Raw genomic sequence first — 19,058 nt, 5'->3', positions numbered from 1 at the left:
GTCAGTTCGCTCCTGCGGTGTCGGGGGTGTGCGGCTCGGCCATCGCCACGGCGATCTTGCGGGGGCCGGTGAACGGCTCCCGGCCGTGCGCGGCGGTCATGTTGTCCACCACCAGCACGTCGTCGCGCTGGTAGTCGAAGCGGACCGTGGCCGCCCGGTAGGCGGCGCGCAGGTGGTCCATCACGTCGGCGGGGATCTCGCCGCCGTCGCCGTAGTAGGTGTTCGACGGCAGCCCGTCGGCGCCGAACATGGCCAGCAGCCCTTCCTGGTAGTCCTTGGGCAACGTGCTCAGGTGGAAGAAGGTGGCGTGGTTGAACCAGCGCGGGGTGTCCGAGCCGGGCCGGTGGTGCACCACGTCCCGGACCGCGCGGGTACGCAGGCCGTCCTTGCCGACCCATTCCACGGTGATCCCGTTGTCCGCCGCGTACGCCTCCACCTCGGCGCGGCTCTCGGTGTTGAACACCTCCTGCCAGCGGGTGCCGAAGTCGCCGTGGAAGTTGCGCACCAGCATCCAGCGGCGGCGGACGAACTCCTCACGTACCGCCGGGTCGATCAGCTCGTACACCCGGCGCACGTCGGCCAGCGGCGTGGCGCCTTGGCTGTCCGGCGGCGTGACGCAGTAGAAGAACAGCGTCAGCGGCCAGCGCGCCTGGTACGAGTTCTCGTTGTGCAGGAAGATCTCCTCGTCCGGCGGGTAGTCGGTCGAGGTGTAGACCCGGCCCTTGATCGAGTGCCGGGGCGAGGAGCGCTCGGTGTAGGTCAGCGGCTCGCCGGCCAGCGCCCGTACGGCCTGGTCGAAGCCGTCCACGCCGCCCACGTCGAAGCCGCGGAACAGCAGCCCTCCGCTGGCGACGAGGGTGTCCCGCAGCTCGGCGCGCCGGGCGGCGATGAGGTCGGTCAGCGGCCGGCCGTCGTTCTCGACGACCACCGGCAGCGTCGCGGTTGTCTCGCTCATGGTGCGGTGTCTCCTTGTTCCGTCGGATGTCAGCCGCGGGGCAGCCGCGGGATGGCCGGGATCGCCGCCGGGGCGGCCGGTTGGTCGGCGGGCGCCTCGGCGCGCAGCTCCTCGATCCGGGCGGCCAGGCCGGCCACCGTGGGGGTCTCGAAGAGGCTGCGCATCGGCAGCCGCACCCCGGTCGCCTTGCGCATGGCGGCGATCAGCTGCACGGCGACCAGCGAGTTGCCGCCGAGGGCGAAGAAGTCGTCGTCCACGCCGATGTCGGTGACGCCGAGACCGTCGCGCCACACCTGGGCGATGGTCTTCTCCAGCTCGGTGCCGGGTGCGGCCGAGCCGCCGCCGGTGGCCGCGGTCGCGCCGGCCGCCGCGTCGGTCTCCTCGGCGATGCTGTCGGTGGTGACCCGGGCGGCCCGGCGACGGATGTCGGCGACGGTGCGGGTGGCGATCACCACCTGGGCGCCGAGCCCGGCGGCGAGGCTGCGCCGGAACGCCTCCGCGCCGTCGACCGGGCGGATGTCCTCGGTCACCGGCGCCGGGGCGTCGGCGTCCGCCGGGGCTTCGGCCAGGTTGCCGGTGACCGCGTCCTGGTCGACCCGGCGCAGCACGAAGTCGCTGATCGCGACCAGTTCCCGCCCGTCCGGGTCGCGCAGCGACAGGTCGGCGGCGACCACCTCGTCGGTGGCGGCGGGCCGGTGCCGCAGGTGACTGTGGAACGTCGCCGGCAGCGCGCCGCGCACCACGATCCGGCCGTACGACAGCGGCAGGTAGGTGCCGGAGCCCTGGCCGCGGCCGAACGCGGTGGCCACGTCCAGCAGCGCCGGGTGCAGCCCCCACGAGGGCAGGTCGCCGAGCGCGGCGGCGGGCGCCTGCACGCGGGCCAGTTCCTCGCCGTCGGCGAGGTGGTGCTCGGCCAGCGCCGCCCAGCGCGGGCCGAACGTCAGCATGCTGGTGCGTCCCCGGCCGAACGAGGCGTCGTCGTCGACCCGCCGTCCGGCCACGGCGGGCACGGCGGCCGGCGGGGCCGCCTCGGTGGTCCACCCGGCGCTGCCGCGTACGTGGGCGCGCGCCTGGCCGGCGGCGAGGCTGGCGACGGTGAAGTCGGTGCCGTCCTCGGTCGGGGTCAGCTCGACCCGGTACTGGGCCACGGTGCCGTCCGGCACCGAGAACGGCTCCAGGAACACCACGTCACGCAGCTCGACAGCGGCGTCCGGCCCCGGCGCGGGCAGCGCGGCGGCCACCGCCGCGCGTACCGACTCCAGGTGGGCGGTGCCCGGCACCACCGGCACGCCGCCGATGCGGTGCTCGTCGAGCAGCCAGTGGGTGTCGGCCGCGACCAGGCCGTGCAGCACCGTGCCGTCCGGCCCGGCGACCATCGTGGTCAGCACCGGGTGCGTGACCGTGGTGGTCACGGTGTCCCGCCCGGCGGCCCGGAACGCGGCCGGCGCGGCGGTCTCCACCGCCATGCCGACCTCGGCCCAGCCGCCCCAGTTCTGCGACACGACCGGGGCGCGGAACCCGGTGCCGGAGCGCGCGAAGGCGTCCAGGAAGTTGTTCGCGGCGCAGTAGTCGACCTGGCCGAACCCGCCGATCACCGCGGTGATCGAGGAGCACAGCACGACGAAGTCCAGCGGCAGGTCGCCGAAGACCTGGGCCAGCGCGAGCGTGCCGGCCAGCTTCGGGGCCAGCACACGCTGCGCCTCGTCGCGCTCCTTGATCTCGGCCATGCCACCGCCGGGCAGGCCGGCGGCGTGCACGATGCCGTCGAGCCCGCCGAACCGCCGCTCGGCCTCGTCGCGGACCCGGCGCAGGTCGTCCGCGTCGGTGACGTCGGCGGCGAGCACCAGCACCTCGGCGCCCGCGGCCTCCATCCGGCGGATCGCCGCGATGGCGCGTCCGGCCCGGTCGGCGCCGCCGTGCACCGCCAGGTGCGCGTCCCACTCGTCGCGCCCGGGCAGCCCGGAGCGGGCCAGAAGCACCAGCTTGGCGCGGGCCCGGCGGGCGAAGTCCTCGGCCAGGGTGACGCCGATGCCGCCGAGACCGCCGGTGATCAGGTAGCGGCCCTCCTCGCGCAGCACGCCCGGCTCCGCCTCGGCCGCGACGCTCACCTGCTCGTAGCCGCCGAGCCAGCGGCGGTCGCCGCGCAGCGCCACCTCCGGGTGCTCGGCGTCGACCGGGCTGCGCAGCTCGGCCACCAGGGCGGCCACGCCGCGCGCGGCCGGATCGGTGTCCAGCAGCCGCACGGTCAGGCCGGGCAGCTCGGCCGGGAGCACCCGGGCCAGGCCGGCCAGCGTGGCGTGCTCGGGGCGGGTCAGGTCGTCGCCGCGTACGTCGCCGATGCCGGCGGTGACCAGGTCCAGGCGTACGCCCGCCTCGTCGGCGGTCACACCGGTGCCCGCGAGCGCCTGCACCAGGTGCAGCGCGCCGAAGAAGCCGCGCTCCTGCGCCGCCCAGGCGGCCGCCGGGTCGGTGCCGGCCGGCTCGCCGTCGAGCGCGAACGCGTGCACGATCCGGCGGGGCACGTCGGCGCCGAGCGCGGCCAGAAGCTCCTCGGCGTCGGCGCGTACGCCGGGGCGCAGCCGGAAACCGCTCGCGGTGGCGGTGAACGCCTCGCCGGCGCGTACCTCGACCGGGTCGTCGCCGGCGGCGCGCAACGCGGCCACGAGCGCCTCGCCGCGCGGACCGTCGGCCAGCACCAGGCAGCGGCCCAGCGGCTCCACGGCGCGCGCCGGGGCGGCCTGGCGCCACACCGGCACCGCGAACCACTCCGGCAGCGGCCGGGGGCCGGTCTCGACGGGCGCCGCGGCCAGTTCCTGCTCCGGGTCCGGGTCGATCCAGTAGCGGCGCCGCTCGAACGGGTACGTGGGCAGCGGCACCCGCCGCGCCGCCGGGTCGGCCGCAAGGCGCACCGGCACCCCGGCGCACCAGAGCGCGCCGGCCGTGCCGAGCAGCGCGGCCAGGTCACCGGTCTGCTCGCCCGCGCCGGGCAGGCTGCCCAGCGGGGTCAGCGCGCGCTGCGCCTCGCCGGCCTTGGCGACCTGCATCCGGGCCAGGTTGGCCAGTTGCCGGCCGGGGCCGCACTCGACGAGCGCCCAGGTGCCCTCGGCGAGCAGCGTGGCCACGCACGCGCCGAAGCGGACCGGGCGGCGCAGGTGCGCGGCCCAGTACGCCGGGTCGGTGGCCTGCGCCTCGGTGATCCAGGTGCCGGTCACGTTCGACAGGAACGGCACCGCCGGGGCACGCAGCGGCACGGTGGCCATCAGCGCGGTGAACTCGTCCAGGATCGGGTCCATCATCGGCGAGTGGAACGCGTGCGAGGTGCGCAGCAGCTTCGACTTGTTCTTGCCGCCCAGGCTGACGGCGAACTCCTCCACGAGCGCGGTCTCGCCGGCCACCACGCAGGTGCCGGGGCCGTTCACGGTGGCCACCGACAGGCCCTGAGGCAGCCGGTCGGCCACCGCCGACTCGTCGAGCGTGACCGCCAGCATCGAGCCGGCGGGCAGGGAGTGCATGAGCCGGCCCCGGGCGGCCACCACGCGCAGCGCGTCCGCGAGGTCGAGCACGCCGGCGAGCGTGGCGGCCACGTACTCGCCGATGGAGTGGCCGATCATCGCGGCCGGGACGACCCCGGCGGCCCGCCACGCGACGGCGAGGGCGTACTCGACGGTGAACAGCGCGGGCTGGGTCCACCGGGTCTCGGTGAGCTTGTCCGCCGCGTCCGGGTCGCGGCCGAGGATCAGGTCCCGGATGTCCAGGCCCAGCTCGGGGCGGAGCAGGTCGGCGCACTCGTCCACGGCGGCGGCGAACGCCCGGTCCTGGGCGTACAGTTCGGCGCCCATCCCGGCGTACTGCGAGCCCTGGCCGCTGAACAGGAACGCCACCCGGGGGGCGGGTCCGTCGGCGACGCCCCGGTGGCCCTTGCGCCGCTCGCGCAGCGCGGCGGCGGCGGACGCCGGGTCCCCGGCCACGACGGCGGCGCGGTGGGCGTACGTCTGGCGGCCGACGCGCAGCGTGTGCGCCACGTCGGCGAGCGCCACGTCGCTGCCGCCCTCCAGGTGCTCGGCGAGCCGGCGCACGGCGACGTCCAGCGCGGTCGGCGTCTTCGCCGACACCTGGAGCAGGTGCGCCGGGCGGGCCGGCGGCTCGTCCCGCTCCGCCGCCGGCGCCTCCTGGAGCACGACGTGCGCGTTTGTGCCGCCGATGCCGAAGGAGCTGACCCCGGCCCGGCGCGGCCCGCCGTCGGTGTCCCACTTGGTCAGCGTGTTCGCCACGTAGAACGGGGTGTCGGCGAAGTCGATGGCCGGGTTCGGCGCCTCGTAGTTGATGGTCGGCGGGATCAGCCCGTGCTCCATCGCCAGCACCGTCTTGATCACGCTGACGATGCCGGAGGGCTGGCTCAGGTGGCCGATGTTCGACTTCACCGACCCGATGCCGCACCAGCCGCGCTCGTCGGTGTCCTTGGCGTAGACGGCGGACAGCGCGGCGACCTCGATCGGGTCGCCGAGCGCGGTGCCGGTGCCGTGCGCCTCGACGTAGCTGATGCTGCGCGGGTCGACGCCGGCGAGCGCGACGGCCTGGGCGATGGCCTCGGTCTGCCCGTCGATGCTGGGGGCGGTGAAGCCGACCTTCCCGGCGCCGTCGTTGTTGATGGCGTTGCCGAGCACGACCGCGCGGATGTGGTCGCCGTCGGCGATCGCGTCGGAGAGCCGCTTGAGCAGCGTCACGCCGACGCCGCTGCCCCACACCGTGCCGTTCGCTGCGGCGTCGAACGGCCGGCACCGCCCGTCCGGCGAGGTGAAGCCGTCCATGCCGAGGTAGCCGACGTGCGGCAGCTCGATGTTGACGCCGCCGGCCAGGGCCATGTCGCACTCGCCGTTGCGCAGCGCCTCGCAGGCCAGGTGGAACGCGACCAGCGAGGTGGAGCAGGCGGTGTGCACGGTCATGCTGGGTCCGCGCAGGTCCAGCCGGTACGACACGTTCGTGGCCACGTAGTTCGGCGAGTTGCCGGTGGCCAGCGACACCGCGCCGTGCGGGTTCCCGCCGACCCGCTTGTTGCGGTACACGTTGCGGTGCAGGTACGTGTTTCCGCCGGTGCCGGCGTACACGCCGACCGCACCGTCGTAGCGGCCCGGGTCGTAGCCGGCGTCCTGCAACGCGGTGTAGCAGGTCTCCAGGAACAGCCGGTGCTGCGGGTCGGTGATCTCGGCCTCGCGGGCGGTCATCCCGAACAGGCCGGCGTCGAACTCGTCGTAGCCGTCCACCAGCGGGGCACGGTTGACCCAGCCCGGGTCGTCGACCTCCTGCGGCTGCGCGCCGCGGGCGAGCTGCTCCTCGCGGGTCAGCTCGGTCGTCGACTCCACGCCGTCGACCAGGTTGCGCCAGAACTCGTCGACGTCGGCCGCGCCGGGCAGGCGGGCGGCGAGCCCGACGATGGCGATGGGCTCGACGCCGTCGTCGGCGGGAATGTCGTTCTGCATGGGGGTTCCTTCATTCACAAGGGATCGCGTCACGGGTGAGGTCGGCGTGGCGGCGGGGTTCGGCGGGCGCGGCCCCGCCGGGCGGCGGCGCGCAGCGCGGCGCGGGCCAGTTCCGGCCGGTCGGCGGCCCCGTCCAGGCTGGCGGCGAGCGCCCGCACGGTCGGGTGGCGGAACAGGTCGAGCATGGTGATCGAGCGGCCGGTGGCCTCGGTGAGCCGGGCGTACACGGCGGCCAGGGCCATCGAGTGGCCGCCGATGTCGAAGAAGTTGTCGGTGACGCCGACGGTGTCCCGGCCGAGCACGTCGCGCCAGATGCCGGCGATCAGCTCCTCGGTGCCGGTGAGCGCGTCCGAGCCGGTGGGCAGCGGCGCGCGGGCCGGTTCGGCGGTGGCGACGGTCATCGCGCCGAGCGCGGCCACACGCACCGCCGGGCGGGGCAGCTCGGGCGCCACCTCGGCGGCCGGCGCGTCCGGGTCGGCGGCGAGCGCGCCGACCAGGGCGGCCAGGTCGGCCAGGAGCGCGCTGATCCGCTCGGCGGTGAACAGGTCCGGGTTGTGCACCACCTCGACGCCGGCCCGCCCGTCGCGCTCCACCACGTAGACGGTCAGGTCGAACGGCGAGCCGGGCTTGGGCACCGACACCGGCTCGGCCGCCAGGCCGGTCAGCGTCAGCCGGGGCGGGGCGAAGTTGAGCACGTTGAACAGCACCTGCACCAGCGGGGCGCGGGAGGTGTCCCGGCCCACACCGAGCGCCTCCACGATGCGTTCCAGCGGCGCGCCCGGGTGGGCGGTGACCTCGTGCAGCTCGGCGGCGGCCCGGTCGACCTGCTCGGCGAAGCTCGCGCCACCGGAGCGGACCCGCACCGGCACGGTGTCGATGAAGAACCCGATCACCTCGTCGAACGCGGCCAGCCGCCGGTCGGCGACGATCGCGCCGAGCACGTGCTCGTCGCCGCCGGTGACCCGGCGCAGCAGCTCGCCGAACGCGGCCAGCAGCACCGCGGCGACTGTGGTGCCGCGCCGCGCGGCCAGGTCGCGCACGTCCCGGTCGGCGGCCTCGTCCAGCCGTACCGCGGCCTCCGCGCCGGCGTACGTCTGCACGGCCGGGCGGGGCCGGTCGCGGGGCAGGTCCAGCACCGTCGGCGCGCCGGCCAGGTGCGCGGTCCACCAGGCCAGGTCGGTCTCGCCGCGGCGCCGGTCCCGGTCGGCGCGCCACACGGCGTAGTCGGCGTACGTGGCGGGCAGCGGCGGGCGGCCCGGCACGGACCGGCCGAGCGCGCGGGCGTACGCGAGCGCCAGCTCGTCGTAGAGCAGCGCCTCGGACCAGCCGTCGAAGACCGCGTGGTGCACGGTGACCGCGAGCACGTGCTCCTGCGCGGCGAGCCGGTACACGGTCACCTGCCAGGGCGGGCCGGTGGCCAGGTCGAACGCGTGCCCGGCGCCGGCCGCGAGCATGCCGGCCAGCTCGGTGTCCGGGTCGGCGGCGGCGGTCAGGTCGACCACCGGCACCGCCACGTCGGTGGGTTCCTCGCGGACCGCGTACGGCACGCCGCCGTTCTGCGGGATCCGCCAGCGCAGCACGTCGTGCCGTTCGGCGACGGCGCGCAGCGCGGCACCGAGCGCGGCGACGTCCAGCGGCCCGCGCAGCCGGTGCGCGACGGCGATGTTGTACGGCGCGCTGGACGGGGCGAGCTGGTCCATGAACCACAGCCGCCGCTGCGGCGGGGACAGCGTCGGCGGGTTGCCGGTGGTCAGCCCGTCGGCGTCGGCCGGGTCGGCGGCGCGGACCCGGTCCACCAGCGCGGCGAACGTGCGGTCGGCGAACAGCACCCGGGTGTCCACCTGCCGGCCCAGCTCCGCGCGCAGCGCGGCGACCAGCCGCATCGCGGCGATGGAGTTGCCGCCGGCGGCGAGGAAGTCGCTGTCCGGGGCGGGCGCGGCGCCGAGCAGCCGGGTCCAGACGCGCCGGACCGCCGCCGTCACCGGGTCGTCGTCGGCGGACGCGTCGGCGACTGCGGCCGGGGTCGCCGCGGCCAGTTCGCGCAGCGCCGGCCGGTCCAGCTTGCCGGTGACCGGGCTGACCGGCAGCGCGTCCAGCCGCACCGTCCGGGCCGGCAGCATCGCGGTGGTCAGCCGCGTCTGCGCGTACGCCCGCAGCTCGTCGTCGCCGGGCGCGCCGGCCGGGGTGAGGAACGCGACCAGCTCGGCGCCGGCCGGGCCGGGCACCGCCTCCACCGCGACGCGCTCGACGCCGGGGCAGGCGGCCAGCACCGCCTCGATCTCGCCCAGCTCGATGCGCTGGCCGCGCACCTTGACCTGCCGGTCGGCGCGGCCCAGGTAGACGATCCGGCCGTCCGGGCCCTGCCGGACCAGGTCGCCGGTGCGGTAGAGCCGCTCGCCGGGGACGTCGCCGAACGGGTCGGGCACGAACCGCTCGGCGGTCAGGCCGGGCCGGTTCAGGTAGCCGTCGGCCAGGCCGGGCCCGCCGATCAGCAGCTCGCCGGTCTCGCCCGCCGGCACCGGCCGCAGGTCGGCGTCGACCACGTACGCCCGGTGGTTGGGCAACGGCCGGCCGATCGGCATCGGGTCGGTGTCGGCCGGGGTGAGGTCGCAGGTGACCGCCAGCACCGTGGTCTCGGTGGGGCCGTAGCCGTTGAGGAACCGCCGGCCCGGCGCCCAGCGGGCGACCAGCTCGGCCGGGACCGCCTCGCCGCCGCAGAGCAGCACCCGCCATGACGGGAACCCGGCCGGGTCCAGCAGCGACAGCACGGTCGGGGTGATGAAGCCCCAGGTGACCTCGTGCTCGGCGACGAACCGGGCCAGCCGGACCGGGTCGGCCCGGTCGTCGGCGCCGAGCAGCTGCACCGCGCCGCCGAGCGTCAGCGGCACGAACAGGTCCATGGTGGCCGCGTCGAAGCCGAGCGAGGCGATGCCGAGGCTGCGGATAGAGGCGTCGGCGCCGGTCAGCGCGCTCACGCCGGTGACGAACTCGACGGCGTTGCGGTGGGTGGTCAGCACGCCCTTCGGGCGGCCGGTGGAGCCGGAGGTGAACAGCACGTACGCCGGGTCGCCGGGGCGGGCCGGGCAGGGCGCGAGCGGGGCCGGGCCGGGCAGGCCGAGCGCCGTCACGCCGGGCTCGTCGCCGAACTCGGCCGCCGCCGCGTCGCCGACGACGACCCGGACGCCCGCGTCGCGGACGATGCCGCGCAGCCGGGCCCGGGGGCCGCCCGGCTCCAGCGGCACGTACGCGGCGCCGGCGAGCAGCACGCCGACCACCGTCGTCACCAGGTCGGGGGTACGCGCGCCGCACACGCCGACCCGGTCGCCCCGGCCGACGCCGTGCTCACGCAGCGCGGCGGCCACCCCGGCGGCCCGGTCGACGAGTTGCCGGTAGGTAAGCCGGGTGTCCCACTGGCGCACCGCCACCGCGTCCGGGGTGCGGGCCGCCTGCGCGGTGATCAGGTCGGCGAGGGTGGCGTCCGGCCAGGGCAGGTCGGTGCCGTGGACGGCGCTGACGGTCAGGGTGTCGGTCACCGGAGTGCTCCAAGGTGCTCGGCCGGGTCGGTGATCTGGAGGCGCAGTTCGCTGACGTAGCCGCGGCCCTGGGCGTCGGGCACCCAGGCCTCGGCGGGGGCGGGCAGCAGTTCGGAGACCACCACCGGCACGTCCGGGCCGGTCCGGAGCGCGGCGTCGACCATGGCGCACAGCGACTGCGCGTACAGCGGCCCGGTCAGGTCCACGTAGCAGGGTTTGATCTCGGTGCCGACCTTGACGAAGACCCGCTCGGGCAGGCCGGTCTCGGCGCGCCAGCGGCGTACCGCCAGGTAGCGGGCGGACTCGTCGGGGTGGCCGCCCAGCCCGCACGCCCCGGCCGTGGTGCGCCAGGTGCGCCGTGCCACCACCAGCCGGTCGATGGTGATCCGGGGCGTGTACGCCGCGGCGCCGAGCAGCTTGAACGCGTCGAGCAGCAGCGAGCCGAGCAGCGTGGCGAAGACCTCCATCAGCGGCCAGCGGGCGCCGTCGGGGAAGACCGCGGTGAGCGTGTCGCCGGTGCGTTCGACCAGCACGGCGGTGGCCGGGACCAGGCGGTCCACGTCGGCGCCGTGCGCGGTGTCGATGCCGAGCTGGCGGTCCGCCGGGCCGGTCAGCGCGTACGTGGTGCGGGTGGTGCGGCGGGGGAAGCTGTCCGGCCACAGCACCCGCAGCCGGACCGGGCCCAGGTCGGCGTCGAGGTCGGCGCGCAGCGCCGCCGGGTCGGGGTGGAACGGGCTGAGCACCGCGCTGTCGAACGCGACCGACGCCGGGTGCAGCTCGCCGAGCACGAGCAGGAAGTCGCCCCGCTCGACGGCCTCCGGCGAGGCGGCGCACAGCTGCACGTCCGGGTTGTGCAGCCGGGCCGACGGCCAGCCGGGTCGGGTCGCCGGGAACAGTTCCCGGACCCGGTCGGTCAGGTCCGCGGCGCGCAGCCGCAGCTCCGGCTGCCCCTCGGGCAGGTCGGCCAGGCCGAACAGCTCGGCCCAGCGTGCGGTGAGCGTGGCGCCGGCCCGGCCGATCGGGCCATCCGGGGAGACGAGCGTGCCCTGGGCCAGCAGCCACAGGTCAGCCAGCCGCACGGGGCCGTCGGCGGCCAGCTCCTCGTGCAGTTCGGTGAAGACCTCACCGCAGCGGGCGGCCACCTCGCCGGTGAACCAGCGGGCGGTACGCAGCACCACGGCGAGGGGCTCGGCGAGCGCGTCGATGACCGCCGACCCGATGCGGAACTCCAGGTCGCGGGCGGTCTCCTCGTAGCAGACGGTGCGGGCGGCGTACATCTGCCCGCTGTGCCGGTTGGCCGGGCGGCCGGTGACGGCGGTGAACTCGGCGTTGAGCGCGGCGAGCGCGGCGCCGAGCCGGTCCGGGTCGCCGGCCGACGCGGCCACCTCGTCGCGGGCGGCGCGCAGCCGGCCGAACTCGGCCGCTGTGGCGGCGCGGACCGGCTCGTCGCCGATCGCGGCGATCCGCGCTTCGAGCACCAGTTCGGCGTCGGGCGCGATCGGCAGGTTCGCGCCCCAGCTGAGCTGGCCGCGCTCGACCCACCGGTCCAGCAGCAGGTAGACGTCGTCGGCGCTGTGCACCTCGCCGGCGTCGCACAGCCGCTGCGCCAGCTCCACCGCGGGGGTACGCCCGTCGCAGGCGCCGAGCACCAGCGCCTCGACCGGGGTCAGCGCGATCGGCGGGTGCAGCGGCCAGCGCAGCTCCCGGCCGGCGACGGTCAGGTGCGGTTGCAGGGCCGGCGCCCACCAGCGGCGCACCGCCAGGTCGTCGGCGAGCCGGTCGGCGTACGCGATGAGCGCCCACGCCTCGAAGTACACCCGCCGCCGGTGCACCAGCGTGGGACCGGGCACGGTGTGCACGCCGGGCCGGGTGGTGTCGAACGTGCCCCAGCAGACCGGGCCGAAGAAGCCGATGGTCTCGGCCTTGCCGCAGTAGCGCTGCCAGTAGCGCAGCAGGCTCAGCTCGCGCTTGCGGCGGCGCACGTTGCGGACCTGCGGGTCGGTGCGCAGCAGCCCGTCCAGCGCGATCAGCATGTCCGGGTTCTGCCAGGTCACCGCCTCGCGCAGCAGCGGGTCGGCGGCCAGTTCGCCGGCCACCGCGGAGGACTCGGCGAACGCCTCGCGCAGCGTCTTGTCGAACACCTCGGCGCCGGTGTCGCCGGCGAGCAGCGCGTCCGCGACGGCGGCGCAGTCCGGTGCGGCGAACCGGTCCAGCCCGGCGGCCGGGAAACCGGCGGTCCGCAGGACCACGTCACGCCACACCGACCAGCCGGTGTCGCCCAGGGGCACCAGATGGCTCACCGGTGGTCCTCCCGCCGGGCGTCGGTGATGTGCAGGCGCAGCTCGCTGAAGTAGCGGCGGCCCTGTCCGTCGGGCACCCACGCCTGCTCCGGGGCGGGCAGCATCTCGCTGACGGTGAACGAGACGTCGTCGCCGCCGTCGACGCGGGCGGCGCGCGCCATCGCGCAGAGCGTGGTGGCGAACGCCGGCGCGGACAGGTCGACGAAGCAGGGCTTGGTCTCGGTGCCGAACTTGACGTACACCTGTTCGGGCAGGCCGAGGCGGCGGCGCCAGTCGCGGACGGCGAGGAAGCGCTCGCGCTCCCCGTTCGGGACGGCCAGGCCGCTGTCGCCCACTGTGGTCCGCCACGTCTGCCGGGCCAGCACCAGCCGGTCCACGGTGATCCGGGGCGTGTACGGCGCGGCGGCGACCAGCTTGAAGCCGTCCACGGCGTGCGCGCTGAACGGCTCGGCGAAGATCTCGATGAGCGGCCAGCGCTGCCCGTCCGAGGCGGTCGCCACCAGCTCGCCGTCGACGTCGTCGACGACCAGGTCCACTGTGGGCAGCACGCGGGCCGGGTCGGCGCCGGGCGCGTCGAGGAACGCCAGGTGCCGGTCGGTCGGGCCGGTCAGCGACTCGGCGGTACGGCTGGTCCGGCGCGGCCAGTCGGCCGGGAACAGCAGCCGGACGCGCCGCTGCCCGAGGTCCGCCGCCAGCGCGTCGCGCAGCCGCTCCACGTCCGGGTGCGACGGGGTGAACACGGCGCAGTCGAACGACGACCAGGCGGCGTGCAGCTCACCGAGCACCACGGTGTAGTCGCCGCGCCGCAGCGCGTCCGCGTCGGTGGCGCAGATCTGCAGGTCGGGGCTGTGGATGGCGGCGTTGGACCACTCCGGGCCGGCGCCGGGGAACACCGCGTCGATCCGGTCGGCGAGGTCGGCCGCGCGCAGCCGTACGTCGGTGGTGCCGGCGGGCAGCGTGTCCAGGCCGAACAGCCCGGACCAACGGGCGGCGAACTCCGCCGCCACCGCGTCGACGGGCCGCTCGCCGTCGCCCCAGAACATGCCCTGAGCCAGGAACCACAGGTCGGCCAGCGGCACCGGGCCGCCGGACTCGGCGCGCAGTTCCTCGTACAGGCCGCGCAGCACGTCGAGGTAGGCGCGGGCGAGCGCGTTGGCCAGCCAGCGGGCGGCGCGCAGCAGCACGTCCAGCGGGGCGGCCAGCTCGGCCAGCAGCGGCGCGCCGAAGACCACGTCCAGGTCCCGGGCGCTGTCCTCGTAGCAGACCGTGCGCCCGGCGTACATCTGTCCGGCCCGGCGTACCGCGGGCACGCCGGTCAGCTCGGTGAACGTGGCGTCGAGCGCGTCCAGCGCGGCGCGCAGCCGCTCCGCGTCCCCGGCCGCCGCGGCCACCTCGTCGCGCGCGGCGCGCAGCCGGTCGAACCCGGCGCGGGCGGCGGCGCGCGCCTGCTCGTCACCGATCGCCTCGATCCGGTCGGCCAGCACCCGTTCGGCGTCCGGGCTCACCGGCAGGGCCGCGTCCCAGGTGATCAGTTCGCGCTCAACCAGGCGGTCGAGCAGCGCGTAGCCGTCCTCGGGGCGGCGCAGCCCGATCGCCGGGTCGGCGACCAGGTCGGCGGCGGGGCGCCGCCCGTCGGCCGCGCGCAGCAGCCCGGCCTCGACCGGGGTCAGCGTCAGCGGCGGACGTCCGGGTCGCAGCACGGCCCGGTCCCGGACCGCCAGGTGTGGCCGGAGCATCGGTGGCCACCAGCGGCGGACCGCCAGGTCCGCGCCGAGCCGGTCGGCGTACGCGGTCAGCGCCCACGACTCGAACCACACCCAGCGTCGGCGGGTCAACCGGTCGCCGGGGTTGACCCGGGCAACTTCCGGCTGTGCCGGATCGACTGTGACCCAGCAGCTGGGCCCGAAGAAGCCGACCGTCTCGTTCTTGCCGCAGTAGCGCTGCCAGTACTTCAGCAGCGCCCGTTCCCGGTCGCGGCGGCGTACGTTGCGGGCCGCCTCGGCGCCGCCGCGCACCAGCCCGTCGAACGCGACGAGCGCGCCCCGGTTCTGCCAGGTGACCGCCTCGCGAAGCAGCGGATCGGCGGCCAGCGCGGTGAACCGCTGCGCGCCGGAGCGCAGCGCCTCCTCGAACTCCTTGTCGAACCGGTCCGCGCCCGCGCCGGTGGCGAGCAGCTCGTCGGCGGCGGTGGCGGCCCGGGGCGCGCTGAACAGCTCCAGCCCGTCGGCCGGGAACCCGGTGGTACGCAGCACCGCGTCGCGCCACACCGACCAGCCGGTGTCGCCGAGGGGGACCCGGTGCGCGGCGCCGGCGGTCCCGCGGCCGGCGGCGCGCACCGGGTCCGGACCCGCGTCCGGCGTGCCGGCGCGGGGGTCCGAGAGCGCGGCGGTCAGGTCGGCGCGGATCAGCGCGGCCAGCTCGGGCAGCCGGTCGTGCAGGAAGAAGTGCCCGCCGTCCAGCTCGTGCAGGGTGAACCCGGCAGCGGTGTGCTCGGCCCAGGCCGCGTTCTGGTCCCGGGTGACCGCCCGGTCGGTGCGGCCGGCGAACGCGACGATCGGCACCGGCAGCGGCTCGCCGGGCACGTGGCGGTAGTCGTCGACCCGGCCGAAGTCGGCGCGCAGCAGCGGCAGCAGCAGTTCCACCAGCTCCGGGTGGTCGAGCAGTTCGGCGGGGAGGCCGCCGCCCTCGCCGAGGCGGCGCAGCAGCTCGTCGTCGCTCGCCCGGGACAGCCCGTCGAACGGGCCGGGGGTGCGTACGTGCGGGGCGCGGGCGCCGCCGACGTAGAGCCGCAGCGGCAGCGGGCGGCCGGTGCGGCGCAGCTCGCGGACCACGTCGAAGCCGAGCCGTCCGCCCATCGAGTGGCCGTAGATCGCGTACGGGCGGTCGGCCCGGGAGGCGATGGCGTCGGCCACCTCGGCGACGCTGAAGCGCGGGTCCTCGGTGATCCGGTTCTCCCGGCCGGGCAGTTGCACCGGCGTCACGTCGACGCTCTCGCCGAACTCGGACGCCCAGCGCCGGAACGCGCTGGCGCCCGCACCGGCGTAGGGCAGGCAGAACAATCGCACCGGGGCCTCGGGTCGGCTTCCGGCGGAGACGAACCAGTTCACCGCGGACCTTTCTGCACGGGGTCGATCCAGTGCCGGCGGCGCTGGAACGGGTAGGTGGGCAGTCCGGTGCGACGCACCGTGCCGTCGGGGTGCAGCTCGTGCCAGTCGACGTCACGCCCGGCGACCCAGTCGGCGGCCGTCTCGCGCAGCGGACCGCCGTCGCCGGCGATCCGGGCGTCGGTGTCCAGCAGCACGTCCAGGGCGGCCAGCGCGGCCGGCAGGTCGGCGGCGACCACCGCCGCCCGGTGCGCGAACGCCCGCCGGCCGAGCGCCAGCGTGGCGGCCACGTCGGACAGTGCCGGGGCGGCGCCGGCCAGGTGGGTCCGCAGGCGGGTCAGCGCGGCCCGCAGCGCCGCCGGGGTACGCGCGGAGACCGGCAGCAGCCACGGCCCCTCGCCGGGCGGGTCGGCCGGCTCGGCCGGTGGCGGCTGTTCCACCACCACGTGCGCGTTGGTGCCGCCGAGGCCGAACGCGCTGACCCCGGCGACCCGGCGCGCGCCGTCCGGCCAGTCCCGCGCCTTGGTGGGCACGTAGAACGGTCCGGCCGTCAGGTCGATCTCCGGGTGCGGGCGGGTGAAGTGCAGGTTCGGCGGGATCACCCCGTGCCGGACGGCGAGCACCGTCTTGATCAGCCCGGCGATGCCGGCGGCGGCGTCGAGGTGACCGATGTTCGTCTTGACCGAGCCGAGCGCCGTGGACTCGGCGGGCGCGGCGCCCGCGTACACCTCGTGCAGCGCCGCGACCTCGATGGCGTCACCGAGCGGCGTGCCGCTGCCGTGGCCCTCGACGAAGCGGACCTCGCCCGGCGCGACCTCGGCGGTGGCGAGCGCGCTGGCGACGGCGGCGGCCTGCCCGGCCGGGCCGGGCACCGCGAAGCCGGCCCGGTCCGGGCCGTCGTTGGTGACCGCCCAGCCGGGCAGGATCGCGTAGATGCGGTCGCCGTCGGCCTGCGCGTCGGCGAGCCGGCGCAGGGCGACCACGCCGGCGCCGGAGCCGAAGCCGGAGCCGGAGCCGGCCTCGTCGAAGGCGCGGCACCGGCCGTCGGGCGAGACGAGCCCGCCCGCCCGGTGCCGGGGCCACATCACGGTGGAGCCGCCGGCCAGGGCCAGGTCGCACTGGTAGTCGGCGAGGCTCTGCGCGGCCACGCACACCGCGACGAGCGAGCTGGAGCAGGCGGACTGCACGGCCATCGCCGGACCGGTCAGGCCGAGCCGGTAGGCCACCTGCCCGGGCAGGTGGTCGGTGAGCTGGCGGCCGACGAGCCGGGCCTCCCAGTCGTCCGGGTCGACGTCGCCGACCACCGCCGGGTTGTCCATCAGGTGGAACAGGAAGTAGCGGTTTGCCGAGGTGGCGGCGTAGACGCCGACCAGCCCGGGGAAGCGGGCCGGGTCGTGCCCGGCGTCCTCCAGCGCCTCCCAGGCAGTCTCCAGGAACAGCCGGTGCTGCGGGTCGGTACGGGCGGCCTCGTCGGCGCCGAAGCCGAAGAACTCGGCGTCGAAGTCGGCCACCCCGTCGAGCCGGCCGGTGGCGCGCACGTGCCGGGGGTCGGCGAGCAGGCCGGGCCCGACGCCGAGCGCGGCCAGTTCCTCGTCGGTGTGGTCGTGCACCGAGTCGACCCCGGTGCACAGGTTCCACCAGTACGTGGCCACGTCGGGCGCGCCCGGGAACCGGCCGGCGAGGCCGACCACGGCGATCTCGTCGCCGGTGTACTCGCGGGCGGCGCGTACCGGCGCGGCGGGCGCGGGCAGCACCGGGGCGCGGACCGCCTCGGGCGGGGCGTCGAGCAGCGCCGCCTGGGTGGCGACGGTCGGGTGGTCGAACAGGCGCAGCATCGGCAGGCGGACGCCGAACCGCTCGGCGAGGCGCTGCTGAACCTGGCCCAGCAGCAGCGACTGCCCGCCCACGTCGAAGAAGCTGTCGGTGCGGCCGACCGCGTCGCGGCCGAGCACCGCGCACCAGATGTCGTGCACGGCGCGCTCGGTCTCGGTGGCCGGCGCCGCGTCGGCGGGCACCTCGGTCACCGGGTCGGGCAGCGCCCGCTCGTCGACCTTGCCGGTGACGGTGAGCGGGAACTCGTCGACCACCACCACCGCGCGGGGCACCGCGTAGTCGGGCAGCTCCGCGGTCAGGGCGGCGCGCAACGCCGCCGGGTCGGGGCGGGCGCCGGCCGGGCGGGCGTACGCGAGCAGTTCGCCGTCGCGCACGATGGCGCGGACGCCGGCGACGCCGGGCTGGGCGGACAGCACCGCTTCGATCTCGGTCAGCTCGACCCGGTGTCCGCGTACCTTGACCTGACGGTCGAGCCGGCCGAGGCAGACCAGTTCCCCGCCGGGCAGCAGCCGGCCGAGGTCACCGGTGCGGTACGACCGCAGCCCGTCGGCGTCGACGCCGAAGCGGTCGCTGTCCTGGTTGAGGTAGCCGGGGGCGAGGTGCCGGCTGTGGACGACGATCTCGCCGGTGTCCGGGGCGAGGTCGAGCCGGTAGCCGGGGAACGCGGTGCCGACCGGCAGCGGCCCGCGGGCGTCCGGGTCCACCTCGGACAGCGGCTGCACGTGCCGGGCGGCGAACGTCATCTCGGTGGCGCCGTAGCCGTTGACCAGCACGCACTCGGGGGCGAACCGGTCCCGGCCGCGGGCCGCGTCGGTCCAGGTGGCCTGTTCGCCGCCGAGCAGCACCGCCCGCACCGTGGCCAGCCGGCGCGCGCCGAGCGTGTCGAGCAGGAAGCGGTAGACGGTGGGCGTGCAGTGCAGCACCGTGGCGCGGTGCCGGTCGAGCTGCTCGACGGCGTACGCCAGTCCCTGGCGGCGCAGGTCGACCGGGACGACGGCGGCGCCGGTGAGCAGCGCCGGGTAGAGGTCGGGGATGGCGGCGTCGAAACTGAACGACGCGAGCAGGCTGAGCCGGTCGTCCAGGCCGACGCCGAGCGCGGCGATCTGGTTGTCGACGACGTGGGCCAGGTTGCGGTGGGTCTGCCCGACCGCCTTGGGCACGCCGGTGGAGCCGGAGGTGAACAGCACGTACGCCAGCGCGTCCGGCTCGGCCGGAACCGGGCGCAGCGGGGCCGGCGGCACCTCGTCCAGCGGCACGACCGGACGCTCGCCGGCCAGCGCCGAGGCCAGGTCGCGGTGCTCGGCGGCGCACGCGACGGCGGTGACGCCGGCGGCGTCGACCATGTGGCGCAGCCGGGCGACCGGGAAGCCCGGGTCCAGTGGCACGTACGCGCACCCGGCGGCCAGGGCGCCGAGCAGCGCCGCGACGGTCGGTGCGCCGTGCGCGGTCAGCAGCGCGATCCGGTCTCCGGGACGCAGGCCCGCGGCGGCAAACACGGCCATGTGCCCGCCGGCCGCCCCGGCCAGCTCGGTGTAGGTGACCTCGTGGGTCTCACCGAGAAGTGCCGGACGTCCGCCGTGTACTGCCGTGATCGCGCCGAAACGATTGATAATCATCGGCTCCGCCATGTCAGGAAGCGGGATACGCTCCACAGAGGACAGGCACGCAGCAATCGACGAATGTGATCATTGATCCCCCCCAGGACTTCACATTGGAAGCAGAATATTGCTCAATCACCGCGCCGGAAGAGCATCGATGCGGCTTGAGCCGAAGGGAGGAAGACGTCCTGGAACCTCGGACGGAGGAATCCGTCCGATCATCCCTCTAGCGCGTAGACGTTTTACAGCGTACGCGAA

Annotated in this window: 6 protein-coding genes; all 6 read right to left on the bottom strand. The window is 76.1% G+C overall.

Features of this window, described 5'->3' with window-relative positions; genetic code table 11:
• Position 1: 1 nt before the first annotated feature.
• Genes J3R08_RS14530 through J3R08_RS14505 form a run of 6 tightly spaced genes read right to left on the bottom strand, consistent with a single transcriptional unit; the run spans position 2 to position 18,818 of the window.
• Positions 2-955, bottom strand: coding sequence for a TauD/TfdA family dioxygenase (locus tag J3R08_RS14530; RefSeq protein WP_043324628.1), 954 nt, complete (start codon positions 953-955; stop codon positions 2-4).
• A 29-nt stretch (positions 956-984) separates the two neighbouring features.
• Positions 985-6,432 (bottom strand): type I polyketide synthase, encoded by a 5,448-nt coding sequence (locus tag J3R08_RS14525; RefSeq protein ID WP_187692781.1) that lies wholly within the window; start codon positions 6,430-6,432, stop codon positions 985-987.
• 29 nt (positions 6,433-6,461) lie between these two features.
• Positions 6,462-9,965, bottom strand: a complete 3,504-nt coding sequence (locus tag J3R08_RS14520) for a non-ribosomal peptide synthetase (RefSeq protein ID WP_209961606.1) — start codon at positions 9,963-9,965, stop codon at positions 6,462-6,464.
• A complete protein-coding gene (locus J3R08_RS14515; RefSeq protein ID WP_187694280.1) occupies positions 9,962-12,265 on the bottom strand; it encodes a lantibiotic dehydratase in 2,304 nt (767 codons plus the stop codon). Before J3R08_RS14515 ends, J3R08_RS14520 begins: the two co-directional genes overlap by 4 nt.
• Positions 12,262-15,372, bottom strand: coding sequence for a thioesterase domain-containing protein (locus J3R08_RS14510; protein ID WP_209961604.1), 3,111 nt, complete (start codon positions 15,370-15,372; stop codon positions 12,262-12,264). Before J3R08_RS14510 ends, J3R08_RS14515 begins: the two co-directional genes overlap by 4 nt.
• Positions 15,369-18,818 (bottom strand): beta-ketoacyl synthase N-terminal-like domain-containing protein, encoded by a 3,450-nt coding sequence (locus J3R08_RS14505; RefSeq protein ID WP_245254737.1) that lies wholly within the window; start codon positions 18,816-18,818, stop codon positions 15,369-15,371. Before J3R08_RS14505 ends, J3R08_RS14510 begins: the two co-directional genes overlap by 4 nt.
• Positions 18,819-19,058: the final 240 nt, after the last annotated feature.

The organism is Micromonospora sp. HB375, from assembly GCF_017872985.1.
In the GTDB taxonomy this organism is placed as follows: Bacteria; Actinomycetota; Actinomycetes; order Mycobacteriales; family Micromonosporaceae; genus Micromonospora; species Micromonospora chalcea.
This window is presented reverse-complemented; position numbering and strand designations above follow the sequence as displayed.

Excerpts from the sequence above, each read along its gene's own strand:
- J3R08_RS14530 (WP_043324628.1), bottom strand. The coding sequence starts at position 955 with ATGAGCGAGACAACCGCGACGCTGCCGGTGGTCGTCGAGAACGACGGC.
- J3R08_RS14525 (WP_187692781.1), bottom strand. The coding sequence starts at position 6,432 with ATGCAGAACGACATTCCCGCCGACGACGGCGTCGAGCCCATCGCCATC.
- J3R08_RS14505 (WP_245254737.1), bottom strand. The coding sequence starts at position 18,818 with ATGATTATCAATCGTTTCGGCGCGATCACGGCAGTACACGGCGGACGT.